27 protein-coding genes are annotated in these 23,198 nt (G+C 65.4%); 20 read left to right on the forward strand and 7 right to left on the reverse strand.

Annotation, left to right across the window (positions count from 1 at the left end; all coding sequences use genetic code 11):
• The first annotated feature begins 68 nt into the window (after window positions 1-68).
• Together pth and C0V74_RS02500 are read left to right on the forward strand one after the other, a co-directional pair.
• Window positions 69-650, forward strand: coding sequence for an aminoacyl-tRNA hydrolase (gene pth, locus C0V74_RS02495; RefSeq protein WP_143250475.1), 582 nt, complete (start codon window positions 69-71; stop codon window positions 648-650).
• 5 nt (window positions 651-655) lie between these two features.
• Window positions 656-1,273 (forward strand): CPBP family intramembrane glutamic endopeptidase, encoded by a 618-nt coding sequence (locus tag C0V74_RS02500; RefSeq protein ID WP_143250476.1) that lies wholly within the window; start codon window positions 656-658, stop codon window positions 1,271-1,273.
• Here C0V74_RS02500 and C0V74_RS02505 read toward each other — a convergent pair.
• Entirely contained in the window at window positions 1,270-1,500 is a 231-nt protein-coding gene (locus C0V74_RS02505) for a hypothetical protein (protein ID WP_131625569.1), read from the reverse strand. The genes C0V74_RS02500 and C0V74_RS02505 overlap by 4 nt on opposite strands.
• 75 nt (window positions 1,501-1,575) lie before the next feature.
• Here C0V74_RS02505 and C0V74_RS02510 point away from each other — a divergent pair, with 75 nt between their 5' ends.
• The 3 genes from C0V74_RS02510 to C0V74_RS02520 all read left to right on the forward strand — a co-directional run bounded on the left by C0V74_RS02510 (window position 1,576) and on the right by C0V74_RS02520 (window position 4,614).
• Window positions 1,576-2,565: an SDR family oxidoreductase gene (locus tag C0V74_RS02510; RefSeq protein WP_143250477.1), complete on the forward strand. Its 990-nt coding sequence runs from the start codon at window positions 1,576-1,578 to the stop codon at window positions 2,563-2,565.
• A gap of 92 nt (window positions 2,566-2,657) precedes the next feature.
• Window positions 2,658-3,758 carry a redox-regulated ATPase YchF gene (gene ychF, locus C0V74_RS02515; protein ID WP_143250478.1) on the forward strand — a complete coding sequence of 367 codons (1,101 nt, stop codon included), beginning with the start codon at window positions 2,658-2,660 and terminating at the stop codon, window positions 3,756-3,758.
• A 55-nt stretch (window positions 3,759-3,813) separates the two neighbouring features.
• The gene (locus C0V74_RS02520) at window positions 3,814-4,614 is read left to right on the forward strand and encodes a DUF1206 domain-containing protein (protein ID WP_143250479.1); all 801 of its coding nucleotides are present in this window, start codon (window positions 3,814-3,816) and stop codon (window positions 4,612-4,614) included.
• On the opposite strand, the gene C0V74_RS02525 is transcribed toward C0V74_RS02520, so the two are convergent.
• On the reverse strand, window positions 4,611-4,997 hold the full coding sequence (locus tag C0V74_RS02525; protein ID WP_143250480.1) for a MerR family transcriptional regulator: 387 nt from the start codon (window positions 4,995-4,997) through the stop codon (window positions 4,611-4,613). The genes C0V74_RS02520 and C0V74_RS02525 overlap by 4 nt on opposite strands.
• 42 nt (window positions 4,998-5,039) lie before the next feature.
• Between C0V74_RS02525 and C0V74_RS02530 the strand changes: the two genes are divergently transcribed.
• From C0V74_RS02530 to C0V74_RS02540, 3 genes are read left to right on the forward strand one after another with little or no spacing between them, the layout of a single operon-like run.
• Window positions 5,040-5,789 carry a glutaredoxin gene (locus tag C0V74_RS02530; protein ID WP_143250481.1) on the forward strand — a complete coding sequence of 250 codons (750 nt, stop codon included), beginning with the start codon at window positions 5,040-5,042 and terminating at the stop codon, window positions 5,787-5,789.
• A 16-nt stretch (window positions 5,790-5,805) separates the two neighbouring features.
• Window positions 5,806-7,239, forward strand: a complete 1,434-nt coding sequence (locus C0V74_RS02535; protein ID WP_246844934.1) for a hypothetical protein — start codon at window positions 5,806-5,808, stop codon at window positions 7,237-7,239.
• A 6-nt stretch (window positions 7,240-7,245) separates the two neighbouring features.
• Window positions 7,246-7,710 carry a MaoC family dehydratase gene (locus C0V74_RS02540; protein ID WP_143250482.1) on the forward strand — a complete coding sequence of 155 codons (465 nt, stop codon included), beginning with the start codon at window positions 7,246-7,248 and terminating at the stop codon, window positions 7,708-7,710.
• 1 nt (window position 7,711) lies between these two features.
• Here C0V74_RS02540 and C0V74_RS02545 read toward each other — a convergent pair whose 3' ends face one another.
• Window positions 7,712-8,212 carry a hypothetical protein gene (locus C0V74_RS02545; protein ID WP_143250483.1) on the reverse strand — a complete coding sequence of 167 codons (501 nt, stop codon included), beginning with the start codon at window positions 8,210-8,212 and terminating at the stop codon, window positions 7,712-7,714.
• A gap of 209 nt (window positions 8,213-8,421) precedes the next feature.
• Here C0V74_RS02545 and C0V74_RS02550 point away from each other — a divergent pair, with 209 nt between their 5' ends.
• Window positions 8,422-9,009, forward strand: a complete 588-nt coding sequence (locus tag C0V74_RS02550) for a uracil-DNA glycosylase family protein (RefSeq protein ID WP_143250484.1) — start codon at window positions 8,422-8,424, stop codon at window positions 9,007-9,009.
• A 136-nt stretch (window positions 9,010-9,145) separates the two neighbouring features.
• Window positions 9,146-9,976: a MipA/OmpV family protein gene (locus C0V74_RS02555; protein ID WP_143250485.1), complete on the forward strand. Its 831-nt coding sequence runs from the start codon at window positions 9,146-9,148 to the stop codon at window positions 9,974-9,976.
• Here the strand turns inward: C0V74_RS02555 and C0V74_RS02560 are convergent.
• On the reverse strand, window positions 9,973-10,722 hold the full coding sequence (locus C0V74_RS02560; RefSeq protein WP_246844935.1) for a hypothetical protein: 750 nt from the start codon (window positions 10,720-10,722) through the stop codon (window positions 9,973-9,975). The two genes, C0V74_RS02555 and C0V74_RS02560, sit on opposite strands and share 4 nt — an antisense overlap.
• A 273-nt stretch (window positions 10,723-10,995) precedes the next feature.
• On the opposite strand from C0V74_RS02560, the gene C0V74_RS02565 reads away from it, so the two are divergent.
• A complete protein-coding gene (locus C0V74_RS02565) occupies window positions 10,996-11,427 on the forward strand; it encodes a hypothetical protein (RefSeq protein ID WP_143250487.1) in 432 nt (143 codons plus the stop codon).
• A gap of 2 nt (window positions 11,428-11,429) precedes the next feature.
• Here the strand turns inward: C0V74_RS02565 and fixJ are convergent, their stop codons facing one another.
• Window positions 11,430-12,068: a response regulator FixJ gene (gene fixJ / locus C0V74_RS02570; protein ID WP_143250488.1), complete on the reverse strand. Its 639-nt coding sequence runs from the start codon at window positions 12,066-12,068 to the stop codon at window positions 11,430-11,432.
• Complete coding sequence (locus C0V74_RS02575; RefSeq protein ID WP_246844936.1) at window positions 12,058-13,515, reverse strand: PAS domain S-box protein; 1,458 nt, start codon at window positions 13,513-13,515, stop codon at window positions 12,058-12,060. The genes fixJ and C0V74_RS02575 overlap by 11 nt, the downstream gene beginning before the upstream one ends.
• A 170-nt stretch (window positions 13,516-13,685) precedes the next feature.
• Here C0V74_RS02575 and C0V74_RS02580 point away from each other — a divergent pair, with 170 nt between their 5' ends.
• Genes C0V74_RS02580 through C0V74_RS02595 form a run of 4 tightly spaced genes read left to right on the forward strand, consistent with a single transcriptional unit; the run spans window position 13,686 to window position 15,428 of the window.
• The gene (locus C0V74_RS02580; protein WP_143250490.1) at window positions 13,686-14,375 is read left to right on the forward strand and encodes an alternative oxidase; all 690 of its coding nucleotides are present in this window, start codon (window positions 13,686-13,688) and stop codon (window positions 14,373-14,375) included.
• Between the two features lie 29 nt (window positions 14,376-14,404).
• Entirely contained in the window at window positions 14,405-14,749 is a 345-nt protein-coding gene (locus tag C0V74_RS02585; RefSeq protein ID WP_143250491.1) for a response regulator, read from the forward strand.
• 2 nt (window positions 14,750-14,751) lie between these two features.
• Window positions 14,752-15,138 carry a group III truncated hemoglobin gene (locus C0V74_RS02590; protein WP_143250492.1) on the forward strand — a complete coding sequence of 129 codons (387 nt, stop codon included), beginning with the start codon at window positions 14,752-14,754 and terminating at the stop codon, window positions 15,136-15,138.
• On the forward strand, window positions 15,135-15,428 hold the full coding sequence (locus C0V74_RS02595; protein WP_131625553.1) for a DUF1971 domain-containing protein: 294 nt from the start codon (window positions 15,135-15,137) through the stop codon (window positions 15,426-15,428). Before C0V74_RS02590 ends, C0V74_RS02595 begins: the two co-directional genes overlap by 4 nt.
• A 63-nt stretch (window positions 15,429-15,491) precedes the next feature.
• On the opposite strand, the gene mutL is transcribed toward C0V74_RS02595, so the two are convergent.
• Window positions 15,492-17,279, reverse strand: coding sequence for a DNA mismatch repair endonuclease MutL (gene mutL / locus C0V74_RS02600; RefSeq protein ID WP_143250493.1), 1,788 nt, complete (start codon window positions 17,277-17,279; stop codon window positions 15,492-15,494).
• Window positions 17,280-17,469: 190 nt separating this feature from the next.
• On the opposite strand from mutL, the gene C0V74_RS02605 reads away from it, so the two are divergent.
• The 5 genes from C0V74_RS02605 to rodA are packed head-to-tail and all read left to right on the forward strand — an operon-like array spanning window position 17,470 to window position 23,153.
• Window positions 17,470-18,513 (forward strand): rod shape-determining protein, encoded by a 1,044-nt coding sequence (locus tag C0V74_RS02605; RefSeq protein WP_131625551.1) that lies wholly within the window; start codon window positions 17,470-17,472, stop codon window positions 18,511-18,513.
• A gap of 14 nt (window positions 18,514-18,527) precedes the next feature.
• A complete protein-coding gene (mreC, locus tag C0V74_RS02610; protein WP_143250494.1) occupies window positions 18,528-19,424 on the forward strand; it encodes a rod shape-determining protein MreC in 897 nt (298 codons plus the stop codon).
• Entirely contained in the window at window positions 19,421-19,978 is a 558-nt protein-coding gene (locus C0V74_RS02615) for a rod shape-determining protein MreD (RefSeq protein ID WP_246844937.1), read from the forward strand. Before mreC ends, C0V74_RS02615 begins: the two co-directional genes overlap by 4 nt.
• Window positions 19,975-22,041, forward strand: coding sequence for a penicillin-binding protein 2 (mrdA, locus tag C0V74_RS02620; RefSeq protein ID WP_143250495.1), 2,067 nt, complete (start codon window positions 19,975-19,977; stop codon window positions 22,039-22,041). The genes C0V74_RS02615 and mrdA overlap by 4 nt, the downstream gene beginning before the upstream one ends.
• Complete coding sequence (gene rodA, locus C0V74_RS02625) at window positions 22,038-23,153, forward strand: rod shape-determining protein RodA (RefSeq protein WP_143250496.1); 1,116 nt, start codon at window positions 22,038-22,040, stop codon at window positions 23,151-23,153. The genes mrdA and rodA overlap by 4 nt, the downstream gene beginning before the upstream one ends.
• The last annotated feature ends 45 nt before the right edge of the window (window positions 23,154-23,198 follow it).

A 23,198-nucleotide genomic window follows, 5' to 3' on the forward strand; every position in this document is an offset into this window, starting at 1 on the left:
CACGGCGCCGGCCCTCGCAAGAGGGCCGGCGTTTTGCTTTGTGGGGGGCCTTCGACTAAGGGCGCGCGATGCAAATCTGGGCAGGCCTCGGCAACCCCGGTCCGCAATATGCGATGCACCGGCACAATGTGGGATTCATGGCGATCGACGTGATCGCCGAGATGCACGGCTTCGCGCCGGTGCAGAAGAAGTTCTCCGGCTGGGTGCAGGAAGGACGTATCGGCAGCGACAGGATCCTGTTGCTCAAGCCCGCCACGTTCATGAATGAAAGCGGGCGCGCGGTGGCCGAGGCCTTGCGCTTTTACAAACTGGACGTGAGCGCTCTGACGGTATTTCATGACGAACTCGATCTGGCGCCGTTCAAAGTCAAGGTGCGCACCGGCGGCGGCCTGGCGGGCCACAACGGGTTGCGATCGATCGACCAGCACGCCAGCCAGCTTGGGGGGCCGGACTTTCGCCGCGTCAGGATCGGCATCGGTCATCCAGGGCACAAGGACCGGGTCACGGGGCACGTGCTCGGCAACTATGCAAAGGCAGAGTTCGACGATCTCACCGACATGCTGGCCGCGATCGCTGCCGAGGCGGAGCATCTCGCCAGCGGCGACGACGCGCGGTTCATGAGCGACGTGGCGTTGCGGCAACAGGCGTGATCCCGTTGGCCGGCCTACCGGGCGGCCGTCTCGCCGCCGGCCTGGGCGTGCAGACCGTGGTGATGGTCGGCGCCGGCGCGGCCATGTGGGTCTATTCCGGCCGCGAGCTCGACACCTTCGTGGACCTTGGCTGGCGCCCGGTCGTGCAGGGGCTGGTCTTCGGCCTCGCCTTGATCGCCGTCATCGCCGCGATCTTTCGCCTGTTCCCCGGCTTCCTGGAAAAGACCGCCCGGCTGCAAGCGAGGATGGCCGCGTTGTTCGCCCGCGAACCGAACGGAGCAGCGTTCGTGAGCATCGCGATCTGCGCGGGCATCGGTGAGGAGGCGGCGTTCCGAGGCGGGCTGCAAACGCTTGCCGGCGATGCGATCGGGCCGGTCGCGGGGATCGCCATCAGCGCGCTCGCCTTCGCGCTCATCCACATGGCCAGGCCCCTGATCACGGCCATCATCCTGCTGATCGGGGTGGTGTTCGGCCTGGTCTTCTGGTGGACCGGCAGCCTGCTGACCGTGATGATCGGTCACGCGGTGTATGACGTCTGGGCGCTGCGCGTGCTGCACCGTGAGCTCGCCCGCCTCGGGTACCTCGACGATCCGGATACTCCGAAGACGGAACCGGCGGTCTAGACCTCTATCGAGGCACCCGGCCGGGGCGTCCAGCCTAGCGCGCCCATGCAGCCGATGAAGAATTCACGCCGATCTTCTTCCTTCGACACGCCCGTGAGAAGCTGATTGCAGCTCCGCTCCGCCTGTTTGAACGGGGTGCGCTCTCCTCCGGCCCAATCAGAAGAATTGGTGGATTCGCACGCTGCCAAAGAAAGGGCGCAAACGAGGGCGAGAGCGAAGCGGCGCATGGGCTGACGATTGGACGGGCGGGCGTTGGCGCGCAAGCAAAATGGCGATAGGTTCCGGACGAAGGAGCATCATCCATGACCGCAATCGATCGCCGTAGCCTGCTCGCCGGAGCCGCCGCCACCGGAGCGCTGGCCGCTTCGGCCAAGGCCGCCGAACCTCTCGCCACAACGCTGCCCGACCTTAAGGGCAAGGCGATCCTGATCACCGGCAGCTCGTCGGGCTTCGGCCGCGCGGGCGCCGAACACTTCGCCCGCGCAGGAGCCAAGGTGTTCGCCACCATGCGCAATGTTCCGCGCGCGGAAGCCGAAGAGCTCGGCAAGCTCGCCCGCGACGAGAAGCTCGACCTCACCGTGCTGGAGCTGGACGTCACGGACGAGGACATGGTCAACCTCACGGTAGCCGAGGCTGAGCGCTTGACGGGACGCGGGCTCGATGTGCTGGTCAACAACGCCGGTGTCGGCATCACCGGGCCGGTGGAGGTGCAGGACATGGCGGCCACCCGCCTCGCGTTCGACACCAATGTGTTCGGCTATCACCGGCTCGCGCGCGCCGTGCTGCCCGGCATGCGCGCCCGCAAGAGCGGTCAGATCTTTGCCATTTCGAGTCAGCTCGGGCGAGTGATCGCGCCGTTCGCCGGCCATTACTCCGCCACCAAGTTCGCTGTCGAGGCGATGTTCGAGCAGCTCGCGTACGAAGTCGCGCCGCACGGGATCGAGGTGACGATCATCCAGCCGGGCGGCTACCCGACCAAGGTGTGGGTCAACCGCAACGCCTATTCGGCCGCACTCAAGGAGCGCACCCCCGCCCGCCACGCCGATGGCTATCCGCAGGTTGTCTCGCGGATGGGCACCGAAGACGGGTCGGGCCGCAGCGCGGACGTGATGGACGTGCCGCGCGCGATCGCGGCCATCATCGCGATGCCCGCCGGCACGCGCCCCTTGCGCAAGCCCGTCAGCCACGGCGCCATCCCCCAGACCGCCATCAACGAAGCGTCGGCCGCGGCGCAGCGGTCAATGCTCGGCCGGTCGCCGATGGCGGCCATCGTTGAAGGCGTGCTCGACTAGCCACCGGAAAATACCCGCCGTTCGCACGGTTCCCATTTGCCCGACCACCCGCTAAGGGCCGCGCCTTCACCTCCCACCTTCCGGAGTTACCGATGGGTTTCCGTTGCGGAATCGTCGGCCTGCCCAATGTCGGCAAGTCCACGCTGTTCAATGCTCTCACCGAAACGCAGGCCGCTCAGGCCGCGAATTATCCGTTCTGCACGATCGAGCCGAATGTCGGCCAGGTCGCGGTGCCGGACGAACGGCTCGATCAGCTGGCGGCGATCGCCGGCAGCGCCAAAATGATCCCGACGCAGCTCGGCTTCGTTGACATCGCCGGACTGGTGAAAGGCGCCAGCAAGGGCGAAGGCCTGGGCAATCAGTTTCTCGGCAACATCCGCGAAGTGGACGCAATCGTCCATGTCCTGCGCTGCTTCGAAGACGATGACATCCAGCACGTCGCGAACAAGGTCGATCCCATCGCGGACGCCGAGGTGGTCGAAACCGAACTGATGCTGTCCGACCTCGAAAGCCTGGAGAAGCGGGTGCCAGCGGCGCAGAAAAAGGCGACCGGAGGCGACAAGGAAGCCAAGATCATGGCGAGCGTACTGGGTCAGGCGCTCGAACTGCTGCGCGAAGGCAAGCCCGCCCGGCTGACGCAGCCCAATGGCGACGACGAGGAGCGCGTGTTCGCGCAGGCCCAGCTGCTCACCGCCAAACCGGTGCTCTACGTCTGCAACGTCGCCGAGGAAGACGCGGCAGAGGGCAACGACCTGTCCGCGCAAGTGTTCGCTAAGGCCGCGGCCGAGGGCGCGCAGGCGGTGGTGGTGTCCGCGGCGATCGAGAGCGAGCTGGTCGCGATGCCCGCCGAAGAGCGGGCCGAGTACCTCGAATCGCTCGGGCTCACCGAAAGCGGCCTCAGCCGCGTGATCCGCGCAGGCTACCGACTGCTCGGCCTCAACACGTTCTTCACCGCCGGACCCAAGGAAGCGCGCGCGTGGACTTTTCCCGCCGGCGCCAAAGCACCGCAGGCCGCGGGCGAAATCCACTCCGACTTCGAGCGCGGCTTCATCCGCGCAGAAACGATCGCGTTCGACGACTACGTATCGCTGAACGGAGAAGCCGGGGCCCGCGAGGCGGGCAAGCTGCGCCAGGAAGGCAAGGAGTACCTAGTGCAGGACGGCGACGTCCTGTTGTTCAAATTCAACGTCTGAGGCACTAACCAGCCGCTCGTCCGTTGCAGCGCAGAACCAAGGGGAGAGCGCTGCAGTGGTCGATAAATCGGAAAAGTTCAGCTGGCTGGTGCGCCTCGGTTATGCGGCGCGCGGCGTCGTGTACCTGCTGCTCGGCTACCTCGCGCTGTCTACTGCCGGCAAGGCGCAAGACGGGCAGAGCGCGGTCTTCGATCTGATCCAGGACGTGCCGCTGGGCACCCCGATGCTGTATATCGTGGCGATCGGATTGCTCGCCTATGCGGCGTTCAAGCTGATCGACGCGGCGACCGATGTCGAGCGCCACGGCGACGATACGAAGGGCAAGGCGAAGCGGGTCGGCTCGGCGGCCAGCGGCATCGCTCACCTGGTGCTCGCATACACCGCCTTACAGTTCGCCAGTGGCGACAAGCAGCGGTCGGCGCAGGGCGGCGGCGGCAGCCAGGACACGGCGAGCAGCCTGCTAACCTGGGACATGGGGCCGTTCCTCCTCGGCCTGGTTGGGCTGGGCTTTCTGATCGGCGCGGCGATGCAGGCAAAGTCAGCCTACACCGCCGGCTTCATGAAGCACATCGGCGGCGGCGCGCCGCACTACGTGAAACCGATCGGCCAGGCCGGGCATGCGGCCCGCGCGGTGGTGTTCGCGCTGATCGGCTGGTCATTGATGAAAGCTGCCTGGTTCTCGCAGTCGAGCGAGGTCAAGGGGCTCGGCGAAGCGATCACCGCGCTGAGCGACAACGGGATCGTCTATCCGCTGGTGGCGCTCGGCCTGCTGCTGTTTGGCGTATTCAGCCTGATTACCGCGCGGTACCGGATCATTCCGGACATTCATCAGGGCGACTTGAAGCCCAAGCTTTAATCGAAGGCAGCGAGGATCGGGCACGGCCCCGCCCGATCCATCGCGCAGTCCTTGGCCAGCTTGGCCAGCGAGCGGCGCGCCTCTTCCAACCGGGCGATCTCGACATCCAGCGCGGCAATCCGTTCCTGCGCCATCGCGCGTGCGCGCGGACGGTCGTCGGTGTGATCGAGGGCGATCAGTTCGGCGATCTCGACGAGCGTAAAACCCGCCGCCTGTGCCCGGCGAATGTACCGTAGCCGTTTGACGTCATCGTTGCCGTAATGCCTCCCTGCCGCGGCGGTTGAGGAGGGTGCATCCAGCAGGCCCTTGCGCTGATAGAAGCGCACGGTCTCCACACCGACGCCGCCCGCCCGGGCAAGATCTGAAATCCGCAGCGCAGACATCGCTTGACTCCGTACTATGGTACGGAAGCTATAGGGGCGCGCATGACACCCGACAACCCTGCCCGGATCGCGCATCTGACCCGCATGGTCATGCCCGATCACACCTGCCCCTTCGGCACGAAATCGAAGTGGTTGCTGGAAAAAAACGGCTATCATGTGGAGGACCGGTGGCTCACCACCCGCGAGGAGGTTGACGCCTTCAAGCGCGAGCAATCGGTGGAGACGACGCCGCAGACCGTCATCAATGGCAGGCGCATCGGCGGCTACAGTGACCTGCGCGCGTTCTTCGGAAAGCCGCTGCCGGCGGTGGGAGCGACCAGCTACACGCCGGTCCTGGTGGTGTTCGCGGTATGCGCGTTGCTGGCGATGGCGGTCAGCTTCCACGCCTTCGGCAGTGCGCTGACGGTGCAAGCCGGCGAGTGGTTCGTTGCGTTCGCGATGGTTATCCTGGCCATGCTCAAGCTGCAGGACATCGAGAAGTTCTCGAGCATGTTCCTGGGCTACGACCTCCTCGCGCAGAGATGGGTGCCGTATGCGTATGCCTATCCCTTCCTGGAGGCCGGTGCAGGCGTCCTGATGGCTGCCCACGCATTGGACTGGCTGTCGATCCCGGTGGCGCTGTTCATCGGCACGATCGGCGCTGTCAGCGTGTTCTACGCAGTCTATGTGCAGAAACGCGAACTCAAGTGCGCTTGCGTCGGCGGGTCCAGCAATGTGCCGCTGGGTTTCGTCTCCCTGACCGAAAATCTGGCCATGATCGGCATGGCCGTGTGGATGCTGTTCAGACTTTAATGGAAAAGACCTTGTGATGACCTATCGACTTTTCGCAGGTGCGGCCGTCCTCGCCATCGCGGCGCCGGTGGCGGCGCAGCCACACGATCATGCGGATGCCGCTGGCACGTCCCACGCCGGTCAGCCTGCCCCCGCCCCCGCGGCCAATCCACCCGCCGATCACTCGAAGATGAATCACGGCGCCCCTGTTCAGGATGCGGATCCCGCCACCCCGCCCGGTCATCCGGTCGATCATTCGGCGATGGACCATTCCAGCATGGATCACGCGGGCACGGATCACTCCCGCATGGCGCACGGACCGGCGGAGATGGACCACGACATGGGCGGCGAGGGTTCCGGCACGGCCCGCCTGCCGCGTAACGAGACGATGAACCACGGCACCATGGTGCCGCTGGGCGGTGATGCGAGCCTGATGCTCCACGGCTATCTTTGGCCGGTCTACACCAACCAGTCCGGGCCCCGCGGCGATGACAAGTTCTATGTCCAGTCGATGGCCATGGCGACCGTCACCGGCTCCTTCGCCGGGGGCCGCTACATGGCGCGCACGATGCTGAGCGCGGAGCCGGCGATGCGACATGATGGCTACCCCAACCTCTTCGCCACCGGCGAGGTCGCCTATGGCGAGCCACTGGTCGATCGCCAGCATCCGCACGATCTGGTGATGGAACTTGCCGGACGCATCGATCTGGACGTGGGCGAGGACACCAGCGCGTTCCTGTATGGCGGTCCCGTCGGCGAACCTGCGCTGGGTCCCAGCGCCTTCATGCACCGGGCCAGCGCTCGCTATAATCCCGAAGCACCGATCACGCATCACTGGTTCGATTCGACGCATATCGTCTATGGCGTCATCACCGCCGGTCTTGCCGCGCCCGCGTGGCAGGTCGAAGCCAGCGCGTTCCGGGGGCGTGAGCCTGACGAGTTCCGCTGGAACATCGAAACGCCCAAGCTCGATTCGTGGAGCGTGCGGGCGAGTTTCTCCCCCTCGCCCGCATGGTTGATCCAGGCAAGCTATGGTCAGATCGAGGAACCCGAGGCGCAACATCCGGGTGAAAACGAACACCGCACCACTGCATCCGCGCATTTCAACAATGGCAGCGGTCTATCGGCCATGGCCGCGTTTAGCGCCAAGGACCGGGTGCCCGGAAACACGCTGACCGCGTGGCTGGGCGAAGTGAACTGGGACATCGACCGCCACCACACGCTGTTCGGGCGTGTCGAGAACGTCGCGAACGACGAGCTTTTCCCCGACCACTCCGATCCGCTGCACGACCAGGCATTCCGAGTGACCAAGTTCCAGGCGGGTTACGCTTATCGCCTGCCGCTTGGGCCGGTGAACCTGGCGCTGGGCGGCACGGTCTCCGCTTTCGCCAAGCCCGACGTGCTCGATTCCGCTTACGGATCGAATCCGATGGGCTACACGGTGTTCGCCAGGTTCAGCTTCGGAGACTAGCGCAGCATGGATTATTTTGAGGACATCGAGGTGGGTCGTCGCGCCAGCTTCGGCTGCTACGAGGTTACGCGCGAAGAGGTGATGGAGTTCGCCTCCAAGTATGACCCCCAGCCCTTCCATCTCGATGACGACGCTGCGGCCAAAACCCACTTCGGGCGCCTGTCGGCCAGCGGCTGGCACACTTGCGCGATGATGATGTCGATGCTGGTGGAGAACATGAAGACGCACCGGCAGGCCGGGCTTGGCTCACCCGGAATGGACAGCCTGCGCTGGGTGAAGCCGGTCTATCCGGGCGACACCTTGCGGGTGGAAAGCGAAGTGATCTCCAAGCGGCGCAGCGCCTCGCGCCCGGAGATGGGACTGTTCAAATCAAACGTGCGCGTCCTCAATCAGAACGACGAGCCGGTGCTTGAAATGGTGTCCAACGGGCTGATCCAGGTGCGCGATCCGTCCGCGCCGATCGAGGACTGACCTAGCTGCCGCACTGGGCGGTGCCATCGGCCTCGTACACCACCTGGTCGCGGTCGTTGCGCAGCACCAGCCGCGCGGGGAAGTTGACCGTCTCGTATCCCGATTGGGTGCCCTCCTCGCTCGCGAGGTCGAGCACGAACGAGTACGCGCCGCCGGTGTACTTCCCCTTCGCGCCCAGCGGCAGGTCTCCGCTGCCGGCATCGGGCGCGAAGCGGACCACGCCGCCATCGATCTTCATGAACCCGCGCTCCGGCTGCAGCAGCGCGACGGCGGCGATTCCCTTGCCGGGCGCAAAGCTGCAACCGGCGCCGAACATGTCGTATTTTTCGATGTCCGGCATGCCGATCGTCTCCGGCTCGATCGGCACCGGGGGCGGCACCTGTGCCGCGTTCACCGCCGCAACATCGGCCTCGTCCTGTCGCGCCTGTTCGGTAGGCGACAGTTCTTCCTTGCCGCAGGACGCTGCCAACAGCGCCGCGCAGATTACCAGGCCAGCGCGCATCAATGCCTCCCCAACAGCTTTCGACATCCAGAACGAACCGTCTGGTCCGGCGTTTCCGGCCTCAGGTCAACGTCTGGTTTTCGGCCATGCAGAAGGAGGGGGCGGATCCATCCGTGCGGCGGACCAAAAGTTCACGACTGTAGGAAACCACCCTACTTCCGTAGCCGTATCTGATCGTCCCGCTTTCAAAAAAGGCCCGACCCTCCGGAATGACCGATCCAGAAGTGGAATCCTTGCAAGACCTGCTCGATCAAATCGCCGCCTGCCGCGTCTGTGGCGACGCGCTTCCGCTGGGTCCGAGGCCGGTTCTTCAGCTTTCGTCCACGGCGCGCATTCTCGTGGCCAGCCAAGCGCCCGGGACCTGGGTGCACGAAAGCGGGGTACCGTTTGCCGACGCATCGGGAGACCGGCTGCGCGCCTGGATGGGTGTAACGAAGGACGAGTTCTATGACGCCGGCCGGATTGCGATCGTGCCGCTGGGTCTCTGCTATCCGGGCCGCGGCGCGGGCGGCGACGCTCCGCCGAGGCCCGAATGCGCGCCCTTGTGGAGAAACCGGATCATGGCGCAGTTGCGCGGGCTAAGGCTAACCCTGCTCGTCGGCGGGCACGCTCAGGTCGATCGGCTCGGCCGGGCCCCGATGACCGAGCGCGTGCGCGCCTTTCGCGCCTATCTGCCGGACGTCGTGCCGTTGCCCCACCCATCGTGGCGCTCGCAGATGTGGATGGCGCGCAACCCGTGGTTCGAGGCTGATGTCCTGCCGGTTTTGCGAGCAGCGGTTCGCGATGCACTGGCATGACGCGGGCCGGGCCTTGATACGGTCGCAACGTTCGGACAATAAACCTGCACCCGCCAGGAATTCAGCCGAGAGCCAGTCCCCTGCCAATAGGGACGCCTGTAGTTTCGGTCGGCTTTGCCTCGTCCCGGAGAATTCGATGCGTACTGCTCTTTTGTTGATCGCCGCCACGTGGAGCCTGCCAGCGCTGGCCCAACCCGCTCCGGGTCCAACCGCGCCCTCGGGCCGCCCGCCAGTGAACGAAGGGTGGTCCGTCACGGTGGGCGCGGCGCCCGTGGTCAGCCCCTCATGGCAGGGATCGAAGGACTACGTCCTCTCGATCTACCCGGATCTGCGGATCAACTATGGTGAGTTCTTCTTCGCATCGATCCCGGATGGTGTCGGCGTCAATGCGATCAACGCGAATGGGTGGCGCGCCGGTCCGATCGCCAAGGTGCGCTTCGGCCGGGACGAGGATGGCAGTGGCTCGCCGTTCGCGATCACCGGCGGCAGCGACGCCCTGCTCGGCCTGGGCGATGTCGGTGCGACGGCCGAGGTTGGCGCGTTTGTCGAAAAGCGCTTCGGGAACCGCCAGCAATGGCGCGGGCGGGTGGAGGCGCGGCGCGGGTTCGGCGGGCACGAAGGTGCGATCGGCGATCTGTCGCTGTCCTATCAGGCTCGCGTAGGGCGCACGATCATCAACGTGGGCCCACGGGCGACGGTGGCGACCAGGGATTTCACCCAGACATTTTTCGGTATCGATGTGGCGCAGTCCCTTGCCTCCGGCCTTGCGCCCTACAGGCCAAAGGGTGGCCTGGTATCGTACGGGGTCGGCGGGTCGTTGATCCATCCGCTCGACCGGCACAGCGCGATCACCGCCTTCTCCAGCCTGGAACGTTTGGGAGGGGTCGCGAAGGATTCGCCGCTTGTCGTGGAGCGGGGTCGGCCTACGCAGTTCACCGCCGGGATCGGTTACGGCTACCGGTTCTAACTACGGGAGGCCCCCGTCCAGGTACCTGACGGCGCGCGCTTGAACCCGGCTATCGCACCGATCACAACCAGAATCACCGACAATGCCGCGGCCCACGCGACTGCGTCAGCCTTCTGGCCCCCCGCTGCGTAGATCGCCGACAGGGCCCACAGGAACACGAGCGCGTAAGGCGGATTGCCGCGACCGCGCGCCAACGCGAGCGCGGCGACGACACCGCCGACGATGACGACCGCCGCACTGACCAGCGGGGCAGCATCGCCGGCCTCCACTCCGTGGAAGCGAAGCGACGCCGCGATGTTGACGATCGTCGCTGCCGTCAGCCACGCCGCCAGTGCGCTGAGCGGGAGCACGACCAGCCATCGCTGGCCGGTGGTGAAGCCTTCTTCCCGGTTCGCAAAGATCCGGTAGCAACGAAGCAGGCACACCAGCGTGAAAATGATGATCAGGGCCGAGATCGCCGACAGCCCGAACGACTGGGTGTAAAGCGCCCAGACCGCGTTGCCCATGAAAGCGCCGGTTGCAGGCCAGCGTAACTTGTCGAGAAGGTGATCGCCTGCATGGCGTGGCAGGAACTGATAAGCCGCGAACACGAACGCGCCGGTATACAACGGCCCCCATATCGCAAACGCCCAGCCCGCCGGGGTGATGAGCGTTCGCACATCATCCGATTGCGACCCGATAGGTTCGCCGATCCCCAGGCTGGGAAGAACAGGCACCAGAACCTGCAGGATCGCGGTAGCGACCACCAGCCAACGCACTGATCGGAATCGCGAGTCTTCGATGTTGGTTGCTGGCATGATCTTCGAACGGGCAGACGGACGTTTCGTGCCGACGAGGCATAGTCTGCCAGCATCGATTACGCGTCCGCCGGTCTGCAGAGCCTGCCGCCCCGCGCCTCCGGCAAAATACTTAGGGGAGGCGCGGTAGGGACATCATCCAAATTCATCAGCCAAGCTTTGGGGCGTACTCCCGGCAGACGATCTGGCGATCGCGCAGATTGGCAATGAAGGGGATCTGACATGCGCTACACACAGGATTTCGCCGCCGATGTGCGGGTTGTAACGACCGAAGAACTGGCCGCACTGGCATCACCCGGCCCCGCGCTGCCGGAACATTCCGATTTCGAATTTCCGCGCTGGATCTGGGCGATCATGCTGGGCGGCTACGCGACCTTCCTGGGTGGCCTGTTCGCCGCGACCGCGGGTGAAGCACGTGCCGCACTGGCAGTCGCCGTCAGCTCGCTCTACGTCGCGATGTTCTTTGGCACGGCGCGTATCCTGGCAAACGTGGATGGCCGCCGCATCGGCGCATTCACCCGCACCGGCGGCAAGCTCAACACGTGGACGGGCCCGATGGACATCGGCGCGGTCGCCGGACAAGTGCTGGTCCTTCCCGTGCTGCTCGGCTTTTTCGGGGTGTCGATCGCGGTGATCAGCGCCATTGTGTTCTGACGTCAGTGAGCGACTGACACGATCGTTGCCATGCGCACGAGTTCCGACAAGGTCTTGGCGTGCATCTTCATCATCAGGTTGGCGCGGTAGACTTCCACCGTCCGCGCACTGATGTCGAGATCGAAGGCGATTGCCTTGTTGGCCTTTCCGGCGACGAGGCCTTCCATCACCTCGCGTTCGCGGTTGCTCAGGCTGGCGATGCGGTCGAGCACGATCTGGCGTTCGGCCGCCGCGCCCTGATCGCCGGCCTGTCGCGTAAGCGCCGCTCGGATCGCGGACAGCATCACTTCGTCATCGAAAGGCTTCTCGATGAAATCGGCGACGCCCGCCTTCATCGCCTGAATCGCCAGCGGAACATCCGCATGGCCGGTGATGACGATGACTGGCGGCGGCGACCCGCGCCGCTTTAGTTCCTCTGCCAGTTCGATCCCGTTGGTCCCCGGCATGCGCACATCAGTGACCACGCAGGCGCCCGAAAGCGGCGGCGCGGCCTTGAGAAAGGCATCGGCCGACGCGAAGGAGCGCACCCTGACGCCCGCGACGTCGAGCAGGAATTCTAGGCTGTGGCGCGCGCTCTCATCGTCATCGATCACATAGACGATCCCGTCGTTCGTTTCGGCCCCGACGTCCTCACTCGCCATCGTACAGTTCCTCTTTGCCAATGGCTTCCAGGGTAAAGCCGAACTCCGCCCCGCCGCCTCCGTTTGGCTTGCCCCAGATTCGTCCGCCGTGCGCTTCCACGATCGTACGGCAGATCGACAGGCCCACGCCCATACCCGCGCGCTTGGTGGTTATGAAGGGCTGGAACAGGCGATTGGCGACTTCGGGATCGATGCCAGGCCCCGTGTCGGTGACGCGCACACTCGCCATGTCATCCGGGTGCGGCTCGATGGCGATTACCAGTTCGCGCCGCGCAAGGCTGCCTTCGGCCATCGCATCCACGGCGTTGCGTACCAGGTTCAGTACTACCTGCTGGATCTGGACCTTGTCGGCAAGCACCAGGTCGATGTCCGGGTTGAATGCGTATTGGACGCGAATCCCGTGCTCCTTGGCCCCCACCAGCGCGAGCGCGCTCGCTTCCTCGACCAGCTTGGGCAAGCTTTCGATCTTTCGTTCGCTCTCTCCGCGTGCGACGAAATCGCGGAGTCGGCGAATGATCTCGCCTGCACGCAGCGCCTCGCCGGCGGCGCGGTCGACCGCGTCCGCCACCCGCTCGTGCGGGACCTCGTCCCGGGACAGCAGGATGCGGCTCCCCTTCAGGTAATTGGCGATCGCCGATAGCGGCTGGTTCAACTCATGCGCCAGCGCGGAGGCCATCTCGCCCAGCGCGGTCAAGCGGGAGACGTGCACGAGCTCGCTCTGCAGCTCTTGCAGGCGCGCTTCGGCTTGCTGCCGTTCCGTCAGATCGCGAACGAAACCCGTGAAATATCGCTGCCCGTCGGCCCACATCTCGCCCACCGCGAGTTCGAGCGGGAATGTCGAGCCGTCGCGCCGTTCTCCGACGACAACCCGGCCCTTGCCGATGATGCGCTGCTCGCCCGTGCGGTAGTAGCGTTCGAGGTAGCCGTCGTGCGCACTGCGGTACGGGTCAGGCATCAGCATGCTGACGTTTCGGCCCGCTACATCCTCGGCGCTCCACCCAAAAGTCCGCTCTGCCGCCGGGCTGAAGTCGCGGATCAATCCTGCCGCGTCGATCACCACGATCGCGTCCGGCACGGTATCGAGGATGGACCGCCAGTGAGCTTCGCGGCGCGCCAGCCCGGCCGCGGCAGCCTCGGTCTCGATCCGCGCGCGCTGAAACCATTCACCGCCGATCGCGACGGCCAGCCCGATCGCAGAGAACGCGGCCGCCGCGATAACGCTGCCGGCCTCCAGTCGGTGCCCCGACCAGTCGCACCACAATCCGATGCCGGCCCCGGCGATCGTGGCCAGAGCGCCCGCTCGCAATCCGGACAGCGCGCTTGCCAGCACCACCCCCGGGATCAGGAACAGGAAGGTGACCCGGCTGCCAAGCTCCGCGTCGAACGCCAGCCGGATCGCGGCCCCGGTGGCGATCACCACCAGCGCGATCGCCACCGCCAGCGGCACCGACAGGCGCGGAAGGAAGCGGCTCGCGAAGGCGGCGCGGCCCGCCTCCGTTAAAGCCCTTAGGGGCGGTCCAGTAGGGACATCATCCAAATTTCGCGGCCTCCCCCAGGCGGTTAATCGGCTTCATCAACGGCGCACAAGCAATTCCGCGCCGGCAATGGAGAACTTCAATGACCGCACCGTTTATCGATCTTAGCGTCCACCACCAGCCCAAGGGCGTTTCGGACCGGATCGCCTACGGTTTCACCAAAGTCCTGCGCTGGACCGCCGACACTTTCTTTGCCGAACGCTATGGTCACCGCGCCGTGGTGCTCGAAACCGTCGCGGCGGTGCCCGGGATGGTCGGCGCGACGATCAACCACCTCAGCGCGCTGCGCCGCATGTGTGACGACAAGGGTTGGATCAAGACCTTGATGGACGAAGCCGAGAACGAGCGGATGCATCTCATGACGTTCGTCGAAATCTCCAAGCCCACCTTGTTCGAACGCGCGGTGATCATCGGCGTGCAGTGGGTGTTCTACCTGTTCTTCTTCGCGCTCTACCTGATCAGCAGCAAGACCGCACACCGGGTGGTCGGCTACTTCGAAGAAGAGGCAGTGATCAGCTACACGCACTACCTCGCCGAGATCGACGAGGGCCGGAGCGAGAACGTCCCCGCCCCCGCCATCGCGAAGCGGTACTGGGGTCTGCCCGACGATGCCACGCTGCGCGACGTGGTGCTGGTGGTGCGGGCCGACGAAGCGCACCACCGCGACGTCAATCACGGCTTCGCTAACGAACTTGCCGGATTGCCTGTCGGTCCCGTCGCGGATTGCGTGCCTCACGTGGAGCTCGCACCCAACTGGAAGAAAGCGGCCTGAGCACAGGTTGCGGGAGAGGAGGACAGGACGTGCACGCCCCCATCGCTTTGCTGGTGAGCGACCAAGCGGTCCTGTCCTCGCTCCAGTTCGCCCTGTCGGTCGAGGGTTTCGCACTGGCGGCGGCCGGGGGTGACCTGGCCGCCGCTGGTGCGGTGGTGATCGATCAGGGCTATCGCGGCGATGGCCTTGCAGCGCTCGTGGCGCTCCGAAGCCGCGGTAATGCCGTTCCGGCGATCCTGCTGGCGACCAACCCCACGCCGTCCTATCGCGCCCGCGCGGCGGACGCAGGCGCCGTCGTGATTGAAAAGCCACTCCTGGGCGACGAGCTAAGCAGCGCCATCTCGCACGTCATCGAGCCAAGGAAGGCCGCCTGAGAATGACTGAAATCCCGATTACCGAGGAAGATATCGCCCGGCTCGTGCCGCGATTCTACGCCCGGGTGCGCCGTGACGCCGTGCTCGGTCCCATCTTCGACAACGCGATCGACGATTGGCCTCACCATCTTGGCAAGCTGCAAGCGTTCTGGTCCTCGGTCATGCTGACCAGCGGGCGGTACAAGGGCCAGCCGATGGTCGCGCACTTGAAACACGCCAGCCACATGACGCGGGAGAATTTTGACCGCTGGCTGACGCTATGGACCGAAGTCACCGAAGAGGAGCTTGGGCCGCAAGCTGCCGCCGCGTTCCAGGAAAAGGCCGGTCGGATCGCCGAGAGTCTGCAACTCGGCGTCGAATTCCACCGAGCGCGCGAGGTCGCTGCATGACCGCCCGGCTCCCCGACGGTGTCCGGTCATACAAGCGCACCCCAACCTTCACCGAAGGAACGGTGCCTGCCGGTTTGATCGGCGAGCATTCGACCAAGGAAGGCACCTGGGGCCTGATCAAAGTCGAGGAAGGCGAGTTGCGCTACGTCGTCACCGATCCGCGCCGGCAGGGCACCAGCGCCGTTCTGTCTCCGGCCACCGACCCGGGCGTGGTCGAGCCAACGATTGTCCATCGCGTCGAAGTGGTCGGGCCGGTCCGCTTCCATGTCGAATTCTTCCGCCCGGGCTAACGAGCTCACTCTGGCGTAGGATCTGGAAAGCCAGCGCAACCGGTGCTACCCGGTTCTCCTGCTCTACTTCCGCCCGAAAAGCGCTTCGACGTTTTTCAGTGAGAGTTTCACCCAAGTGGGCCGACCGTGGTTGCACTGCCCCGAACGCGGGGTGCGTTCCATTTCGCGCAACAAGGCATTCATCTCCACCACCGACAGCGTGCGCCCTGCCCTGACGGACCCGTGGCAGGCCATGGTCGCCAAAACCAGGTCGAGTTTCTCCCCCAGCAACAGCGCTTCACCGTGATGTGCGATGTCGTCGGCGATATCGGCCAGCAGCTTGTGCGGATCGGCCTTGGCGAGTGCGTGCGGCAGGCTACGCACCAGCATTGCCGATGGCCCGAACCGCTCGATCGCCAAACCCATCTCGCCCAGCATGTTTGCTGCCGTTTCCAGCCGGTCGCAGTCGGTTTCGTCAAGCTCGACCACTTCGGGGATCAGCAAGGCTTGAGGGCGTGCGGTCGCTTCCCCCGCGCCCGCGGCGCGCAGGCGCTCAAGCACCAGCCGCTCGTGCGCTGCATGCTGATCGACCAGGACCAGACCGTCGGCTGCTTCTGCAACGATATAGGTCCCCGCCACCTGGCCCCGCGCGACCCCAAGCGGGTACTGCGCGCTTTCTGGCGAGATCGGCGCGGCCTCTTCCGCCCTCCCGACCGGCGCGGTCATCACTTCGTCTTCATAGCTCCGCCACTCCCGCGAAGCTTCGCGGACAGAGGTAGAGGGCGTGCTCCAGTCGCGGTTGGCAAAGATCGAAGCCAGCGCCGGGGCGGGCTCGGCAGTCCACCGGCCCATCGCGGCAGCGTCGGGCGCCTGTGCACTACGGCGATCAGCGGAACCCAGTGACTGGCGCAGGCCTGAAACGATGAACCCGCGGACCGCTTGCGGATCGCGGAAGCGGACCTCGGTCTTGGCCGGGTGCACATTCACGTCCACCTCCTCAGGCGGCAGATCGAGGAACAGCGCCAGCACCGCGTGTCGATCGCGGGCCAGCATGTCGGCATAGGCCCCTCGCACCGCGCCCACCAGCAGCCGGTCCTTCACCGGTCGCCCGTTCACGAACAGATACTGGTGATCGGCCACGCCTCGGTTGTACGTGGGCAGCCCGGCAATGCCGGACAGGCGCATCGGCCCCCGTTGCAAGTCGATCTCGACGCCGTTGTCCTTGAGCTCACGCGCGACGATCTGCGCGACCCGCTCGGCCAGCTCCTGCTCGGGCTGCACGGCAAATACGCGCCGCTCTCCGTGGTCGAGCGTGAAACCGACGTCGGGACGCGCCATCGCGAGCCGCCTGACCACGTCGAGGCACGCGGCATATTCACTGCGGGCGGAGCGCAGGAACTTGCGCCGCGCGGGCACCTTGGCGAACAGTTGCTCCACCCGCACGCGCGTGCCGGGCGGCAGCGCCGCGGGAGTTTCCTTCACCACTTCGCCATGATCCACCGTTCGCCGCCAGCCTTGTGCGGCACCTCGTGGCCGGCTTTCGAGAGTGAAGCGCGCCACGCTGGCGATCGATGGCAACGCTTCTCCTCGAAAGCCCAGAGTGGCGACCAGTTCGATGCTTTCGTCGGGCAGCTTGGAGGTCGCATGCCGTTCCAGCGCCAGCGCCATCTCGTCAGGCGCCATGCCGCAGCCGTCGTCAGTCACCTCGATCCGGTCCAGGCCCCCTTCCCCAAGCGCGACTGCGATCCGGGTGGCCCCGGCATCGATTGCGTTTTCGACCAGTTCCTTCAGCGCGGCGGCCGGCCGCTCGACCACTTCACCGGCGGCGATGCGGTTAACCAGGCTCTCGGGCAGGCGGCGAATTTCGGCCATCGGCCTCGCCTAGCGACCAAGCGCGAGAAATTCGAGGCGGCCCGAGAAGTTTGCGGGGGACGGGGCCGCAATTTTTTTGGCCTTTTCCACCACCTTTCGGTAAGGCGCCGGCATCCCCGTCACCCCCGGGTCAAAGTTGCCGCAGCATTGTGCGGCATAGGCCTGAATTGTATATGGAAACGCGCTCAACATGGGCTTCTTTTCGAATCTCCTGAAGTTCGGGTCGCAGAACATGGCGATCGACCTCGGAACCGCGAACACGCTGGTCTATGTCGAAGGTCAGGGCATTATCCTCAACGAGCCGTCGGTGGTGGCGATCGAAACGCTCAACGGGATCAAGCGCGTCAAGGCCGTGGGTGAAGACGCGAAGATGATGATGGGCAAGACGCCTGACAGCATCGAAGCGATCCGCCCGCTGCGTGACGGGGTCATCGCCGACATTGAAATCGCGGAAGAGATGATCAAGCACTTCATCCGCAAGGTGCACGGCAAGAAGAGCCTGCTGCGCTATCCTGAAATCGTGATTTGCGTGCCGTCGGGCTCCACTAGCGTCGAACGCCGCGCGATCCGCGATGCCGCCTCCAACGCCGGCGCGAGCCAGGTGTACCTGATCCTCGAACCCATGGCCGCGGCGATCGGCGCCGACATGCCGGTGACCGAACCGGTCGGCTCGATGGTGGTCGACATCGGCGGCGGGACCACCGAGGTCGCGGTGCTGAGCTTGCGTGGCCTTGCCTATACCACCAGCGTCCGCACCGGGGGCGACAAGATGGACGAGGCGATCGTGTCCTACGTCCGCCGACACCACAATCTGCTGATCGGTGAAGCCACGGCAGAGCGGATCAAGAAGGACTATGGCATCGCTCGCCCGCCCGAAGACGGGATTGGTGAGATCATCACCATCAAGGGCCGCGATCTGGTCAACGGCGTGCCCAAGGAAATCACCATCAACCAGGGCCACATCGCCGAGGCGCTGGCCGAACCGATTGGCGCCATCGTTGAAGGCGTGCGCATCGCGCTGGAAAACACCGCTCCTGAACTCGCCGCCGATATCGTCGACCAGGGCATCGTGCTCACCGGCGGCGGGGCGCTGATCAGCGGTCTCGACGATCACCTGCGTGAAGAAACCGGCCTGCCGGTTTCGATCGCGGAGGATCCGCTCAGCTGCGTCGCGATCGGCACCGGCCGGGCGATGGAAGATCCGATCTATCGCGGCGTGTTGATGACCGCCTGAGGAACTGAATTAGCATGGCGCCGACCTCCCAACGGCGCTCCGGGCATTCGCGCAGGGCGCAATTTGGACTTTTCACTGGCTACGTCCTCGCCACCATCGGCGCGGCCGTTGGCGCGGTGCTGCTCGGCATATCGCTGTGGCGGCCGAGCTCGTTCAATGGTTTCCGCACGGCGGCGAGCGACACCGTCGCGCCGGCGGGCGAGGTCGCTGCTAAAGGCCGCGCCGAGGGACAGGGCCTGTTCGACAGCATCTCGGGGTATCTCGCCGCCGGCAGCCAGAACGCGGCGCTGAAGCAGGAAGTCGAACTTGCCCGCATCCGGCTGAAAGAAGCGCAGGCGGTGCGCACCGAGAACGCGCGCCTCAAGACGCTGCTTGGCTTCAGCGAAAGCGAGATCAAACCGGTCGCGATCACCCGGCTGGTCGGCTCCAGCGCCGCCAGCACCCGCCGCTTCGCCTACCTGGGTGCCGGCCGCAATCAGGGAGTTGGGATCGGCATGCCCGTGCGCAGCCCCCGCGGCGTAGTCGGACGCGTGCTGGAAGTGGGCACTGACAGTTCGCGCGTACTTCTCCTTGGCGACAGCGAAAGCGTCATCCCGGTGCGGCGGTCGAGGGACGAGGTCGTCGCATTCGCGGAAGGCCGCGGTGACGGACGCCTGCGCATCCGGCTGATCAACCTTGGCATCAATCCGCTGAAGAAGGGCGATGTGTTCGTCACCAGCGGCGCCGGCGGTTATTACCGACCGGGGATCGCGGTCGCTATCCTGCAGGAGGTCACCAACGACGGCGGCATAGCCGCCGTGATCAGCGATCCAGCCGCGACCGACTTTGTCGCGGTGGAGCCGATCTGGCAGGCGAACGCGGTCAGGGCGGCGGCACAGTGGTCTGCTCCCGACAAGGCCTCGCCGGAATGATCAGCGAACTATCCCCCCGCGCGCGGCGCGACAGGTATGGCAGCAAGATCAACCGCACCCACTCGCCCGCGCTCGCCTATGCGGTGCCGTGGCTCTCGGTGATGATCGGATCCCTGCTCCCGCAGCTGTTGATCGCCAGTGCCGTGCCGTTGCTCCCCCCGCTCGGCTTCGTGCTTCTGTTATCCTGGCGCCTGGTTCGCCCCGGCCTGTTTCCCGTGTGGGCGGGCTTCCCGCTGGGCATGTTCGACGATCTGTTCAGCGGCCAGCCATTCGGCAGCGCGGTATTGCTGTGGTCATTGACCATGCTCGGAATCGAGCTGCTGGAAACCCGCTTCCCCTGGCGAGGCTTTGTGCAAAACTGGATCGCAGCGAGCGTGATCGTGATCGCATATCTCTTCTTGGCCGCGCTCGCATCGGGCGCAGCGATCAGCGGGACGACGCTGCTCGCGCTCGTGCCGCAGCTTGTCGTCACGCTGGTGCTGATTCCGCTCATCTCGCGGTCGGTCGCCGCGCTCGACCGCTTCCGCCTGACGCGGGTCAGGATCCTGGGGTGAAGCTGCGCCGTCGGCGCCGCCGCGCCCGTCCCATCGTCAGCCCCGCTACTCTGTCGCACACGTTCGAGCGGCGCAGTTTCGTCATCGGCGCAGTTCAGGGCGGCCTCGGCGTGCTGCTGGCCAGCCGGTTGGCGTACCTGTCCATTTTCGAGAATGAGAAGTATCAGACTGAAGCGGAGAGCAATCGCGTCAATCTGTCCCTGATACCGCCACGGCGTGGATGGATCCTCGATCGCAACGGCGCCCCGTTGGCATCCAACAAGGCCGACTTCCGCGTCGACATCATTCCGGAACGGATGCGCAATCCCAACGCGACGCTGGCAACGCTGGCGCCGCTCCTGGGCCTGGATACCGACAAGCTGCGCGACTTGCGCGACAAGATTTCCGAGACGCGCGGGTTCGCGCCGATCGAGGTGGCCCGTGGCCTGAATTACGAACAGTTCGCCGCGGTCAGTGTACGTCTGCCCGACCTGCCCGGAGTTGTGCCGCAACGCGGTTTCTCGCGGTTCTACCCCACCGGTCCCGCAGTCGGGCACCTGATCGGGTACGTCGGACCCGCCAGCGCCGAAGAGTACGAGAAGGACCGCAACCCGATCCTGATCACCCCCGGTTACAAGATCGGCAAGGACGGGATAGAAAAGCAGTTCGAGCAACGCTTGCGCGGCATCCCGGGGGCAAGGCGGGTCGAGGTCACCGCATCGGGACGCCTCGTGCGTGATCTGGAGACCCGCGAAGATATCCAGGGCAAGCCGATCCAGCTGACCATCGACGGGCCGCTGCAGGACTATGCCGCTCGCCGCATCGGGCCGGAATCCGGCTCGGTGGTGGTGATGGACTGCCAGTCGGGCGATCTGCTGTGCATGGCATCGATGCCCAGCTTCGATCCGAACAGCTTTTCCGACGGCATCGGGCGCATCGAATATGCGATGCTCAGCCAGGACGAGCGGGTGCCGCTGCGCAACAAGGTCCTGAAGGGGCTGTATCCCCCCGGCTCGACTGTCAAGCCGATGGTCGCCATGGCCTTCCTCGAAGCCGGGCTCGATCCCAACGCAAGCGTCGGATGCAGCGGCGGCCTGCGGGTCGGCAACCGGGTGTTTCACTGCTGGCAACGGCGCGGGCACGGCACGGTCGACATGGCCAAGGCGATCTACCAGTCGTGCGATGTCTATTTTTATCACTTCGCACAGAAGCTTGGGATGGACGTGATCGCGCCGATGGCCAGGCGTTGCGGCATGGGACAGGAGTTTCCGCTGCCGGTGGCCAGCCAGTTCTTCGGCACCGTGCCCGACCCGGCGTGGAAGCTCAAAAAGTACAAGCAGCCGTGGCAACCCTACGACACCGTGAACGCCACCATCGGGCAAGGCTATATGCTGGCGAGCCCATTGCAGCTGGCGGTGATGGCCGGGCGGCTGGCGACCGGCAGCAAGCTGATGCCGCGGATGATCCTTGATCCGAAGCAACCGCGCCCTGCTTCGATGAACTTTCACGGCGATCACGTGGAGGTGATCCAGAAGGCCATGAGCGACGTGGTCAACGGACCCGGCACGGCCGGTCGCGCCAAACTGCCGATCGACAACATTCTGATGGCGGGGAAGACCGGCACCGCGCAGGTGGTCGGGCTGAACGTGTCCAGCGGCAAAGGCGGCCTCTGGAAGCATCGTGACCACGGGCTGTTCATCTTCTTCGCGCCGTTCGACAAACCCCGGTATGCGGGAGCGGTGGTTATCGAACACGGCGGGGGATCGGGCGCGGCCTATCCCATTGCGCGCGACGTCATGACGTTTCTGTTCGATCCGACCAAGGGCATGGAGGCGCTCCATGCGCTCGAGGCCCAATGGGGCGGCACCGCGCAGCAGCGGCTGGAGGCCAAGTACAACGCCTATGCCGCAGCCGCCGGTCAGGGCGTGGGCCGTGCGCCGCGGCGAGACGAGGATGTCTTCGCTCGCGTTGACGCAGAAGCGCGCGCCCGGGCCGCCCGGCCGCAACCACTGGAAACCGGCGCCGTGACCCCGCCGCCCGAACCCGACGGCGTCGCCGCTCGAACCGAGCCCGAACCGCGATGAGTTCGATCGTTCCATCCGCAATCGCACGCCAGCCATGGGCAATGCTGCTCCCGCTGATCCTACTGGTGCTATTCGGGGCTGCGGTGCTGGATTCGGCCGCCGCCGGTAACTTCCAGACCTTTTCCCTGTCGCACCTGATCCGCTTCGGGGTGTTCATGACGATGGCGGCGGTCATGTCGCTGTTCGGCAAGGACTTCGTTCGCTTCGTCGCCTATCCTGCATACGGCGTGATCCTGCTGCTGCTGCTGGCCGTGGAAATCATTGGCTTCGCCGGCGGCGGCAGCCAGCGGTGGATCGATCTCGGCATCATCGTGCTGCAGCCGTCAGAACTGATGAAGCCCGCGATCGTGCTGGTTCTAGCGCGGTTCTATGCCGATCTACCCTCAGGCATGGTGCCCACGTGGCGCTCGCTGGTACCGGCCTGCGTGCTGATCGGGATGCCGGTGTTGCTGGTGTTGCTGCAGCCTGACCTGGGCACGGGCCTGGCGATCACGTTCGGCGGAGTGGTCGTCATGTTTCTGGCGGGTCTGCCGCTGCGCTGGTTCCTGATGGCCGGAGGGGCGGCGGCAGTGACCGCCCCGCTGGCGTTTTTTACCCTGCTGCACGATTACCAGCGCAACCGCGTCTTCACCTTCCTCGATCCGGGAAGCGACCCCCTGGGTACCGGGTATCACATCACCCAGTCGAAGATCGCGATCGGATCGGGCGGGTTGACCGGCAAGGGTTTTGGCAACGGGTCGCAGAGCCACCTCAACTATCTTCCGGAGCCCCACACCGATTTCGTGTTTTCGACGATGGCGGAGGAGTGGGGTTTGATCGGCGGGCTGTTCGTCCTCGGCGTGTTCTTCCTGGTGCTGCGCTGGGGCTGGCGCGTGGCGCTGGCGTCGGACGACCGGTTCTCCCGTCTTCTCGCCGGAGGCATGGTCGCCACTGTCTTCTTTTATGTGGCGATCAACTTGTCGATGGTGATGGGCCTGGCGCCCGTGGTCGGCATCCCGCTTCCGTTCATGAGCCATGGCGGCAGTTCCATGATGACCAACATGATCGCGCTGGGCACGCTGATGATGATCAACCGGTGGAACCGCAGCAGCGGCCGCCGATCGCTTTCGTAGAAACTTCGAGCCCACCCCTTGGCATCGGCGCGAGGGCCGCTATAT

Source organism: Altererythrobacter sp. TH136 (assembly GCF_007065885.1).
Lineage (GTDB): Bacteria > Pseudomonadota > Alphaproteobacteria > Sphingomonadales > Sphingomonadaceae > Tsuneonella.

What these genes read in the sequence shown, in the direction of transcription:
- pth (WP_143250475.1), top strand. Translation starts at nt 69, where the DNA reads ATGCAAATCTGGGCAGGCCTCGGCAACCCCGGTCCGCAATATGCGATG.
- C0V74_RS02505 (WP_131625569.1), bottom strand. Translation starts at nt 1,500, where the DNA reads ATGCGCCGCTTCGCTCTCGCCCTCGTTTGCGCCCTTTCTTTGGCAGCG.
- C0V74_RS02510 (WP_143250477.1), top strand. Translation starts at nt 1,576, where the DNA reads ATGACCGCAATCGATCGCCGTAGCCTGCTCGCCGGAGCCGCCGCCACC.
- ychF (WP_143250478.1), top strand. Translation starts at nt 2,658, where the DNA reads ATGGGTTTCCGTTGCGGAATCGTCGGCCTGCCCAATGTCGGCAAGTCC.
- C0V74_RS02525 (WP_143250480.1), bottom strand. Translation starts at nt 4,997, where the DNA reads ATGTCTGCGCTGCGGATTTCAGATCTTGCCCGGGCGGGCGGCGTCGGT.
- C0V74_RS02530 (WP_143250481.1), top strand. Translation starts at nt 5,040, where the DNA reads ATGACACCCGACAACCCTGCCCGGATCGCGCATCTGACCCGCATGGTC.
- C0V74_RS02535 (WP_246844934.1), top strand. Translation starts at nt 5,806, where the DNA reads ATGACCTATCGACTTTTCGCAGGTGCGGCCGTCCTCGCCATCGCGGCG.
- C0V74_RS02540 (WP_143250482.1), top strand. Translation starts at nt 7,246, where the DNA reads ATGGATTATTTTGAGGACATCGAGGTGGGTCGTCGCGCCAGCTTCGGC.
- C0V74_RS02545 (WP_143250483.1), bottom strand. Translation starts at nt 8,212, where the DNA reads ATGCGCGCTGGCCTGGTAATCTGCGCGGCGCTGTTGGCAGCGTCCTGC.
- C0V74_RS02550 (WP_143250484.1), top strand. Translation starts at nt 8,422, where the DNA reads ATGACCGATCCAGAAGTGGAATCCTTGCAAGACCTGCTCGATCAAATC.
- C0V74_RS02555 (WP_143250485.1), top strand. Translation starts at nt 9,146, where the DNA reads ATGCGTACTGCTCTTTTGTTGATCGCCGCCACGTGGAGCCTGCCAGCG.
- C0V74_RS02565 (WP_143250487.1), top strand. Translation starts at nt 10,996, where the DNA reads ATGCGCTACACACAGGATTTCGCCGCCGATGTGCGGGTTGTAACGACC.
- fixJ (WP_143250488.1), bottom strand. Translation starts at nt 12,068, where the DNA reads ATGGCGAGTGAGGACGTCGGGGCCGAAACGAACGACGGGATCGTCTAT.
- C0V74_RS02580 (WP_143250490.1), top strand. Translation starts at nt 13,686, where the DNA reads ATGACCGCACCGTTTATCGATCTTAGCGTCCACCACCAGCCCAAGGGC.
- C0V74_RS02590 (WP_143250492.1), top strand. Translation starts at nt 14,752, where the DNA reads ATGACTGAAATCCCGATTACCGAGGAAGATATCGCCCGGCTCGTGCCG.
- C0V74_RS02595 (WP_131625553.1), top strand. Translation starts at nt 15,135, where the DNA reads ATGACCGCCCGGCTCCCCGACGGTGTCCGGTCATACAAGCGCACCCCA.
- mutL (WP_143250493.1), bottom strand. Translation starts at nt 17,279, where the DNA reads ATGGCCGAAATTCGCCGCCTGCCCGAGAGCCTGGTTAACCGCATCGCC.
- C0V74_RS02605 (WP_131625551.1), top strand. Translation starts at nt 17,470, where the DNA reads ATGGGCTTCTTTTCGAATCTCCTGAAGTTCGGGTCGCAGAACATGGCG.
- mreC (WP_143250494.1), top strand. Translation starts at nt 18,528, where the DNA reads ATGGCGCCGACCTCCCAACGGCGCTCCGGGCATTCGCGCAGGGCGCAA.
- C0V74_RS02615 (WP_246844937.1), top strand. Translation starts at nt 19,421, where the DNA reads ATGATCAGCGAACTATCCCCCCGCGCGCGGCGCGACAGGTATGGCAGC.
- rodA (WP_143250496.1), top strand. Translation starts at nt 22,038, where the DNA reads ATGAGTTCGATCGTTCCATCCGCAATCGCACGCCAGCCATGGGCAATG.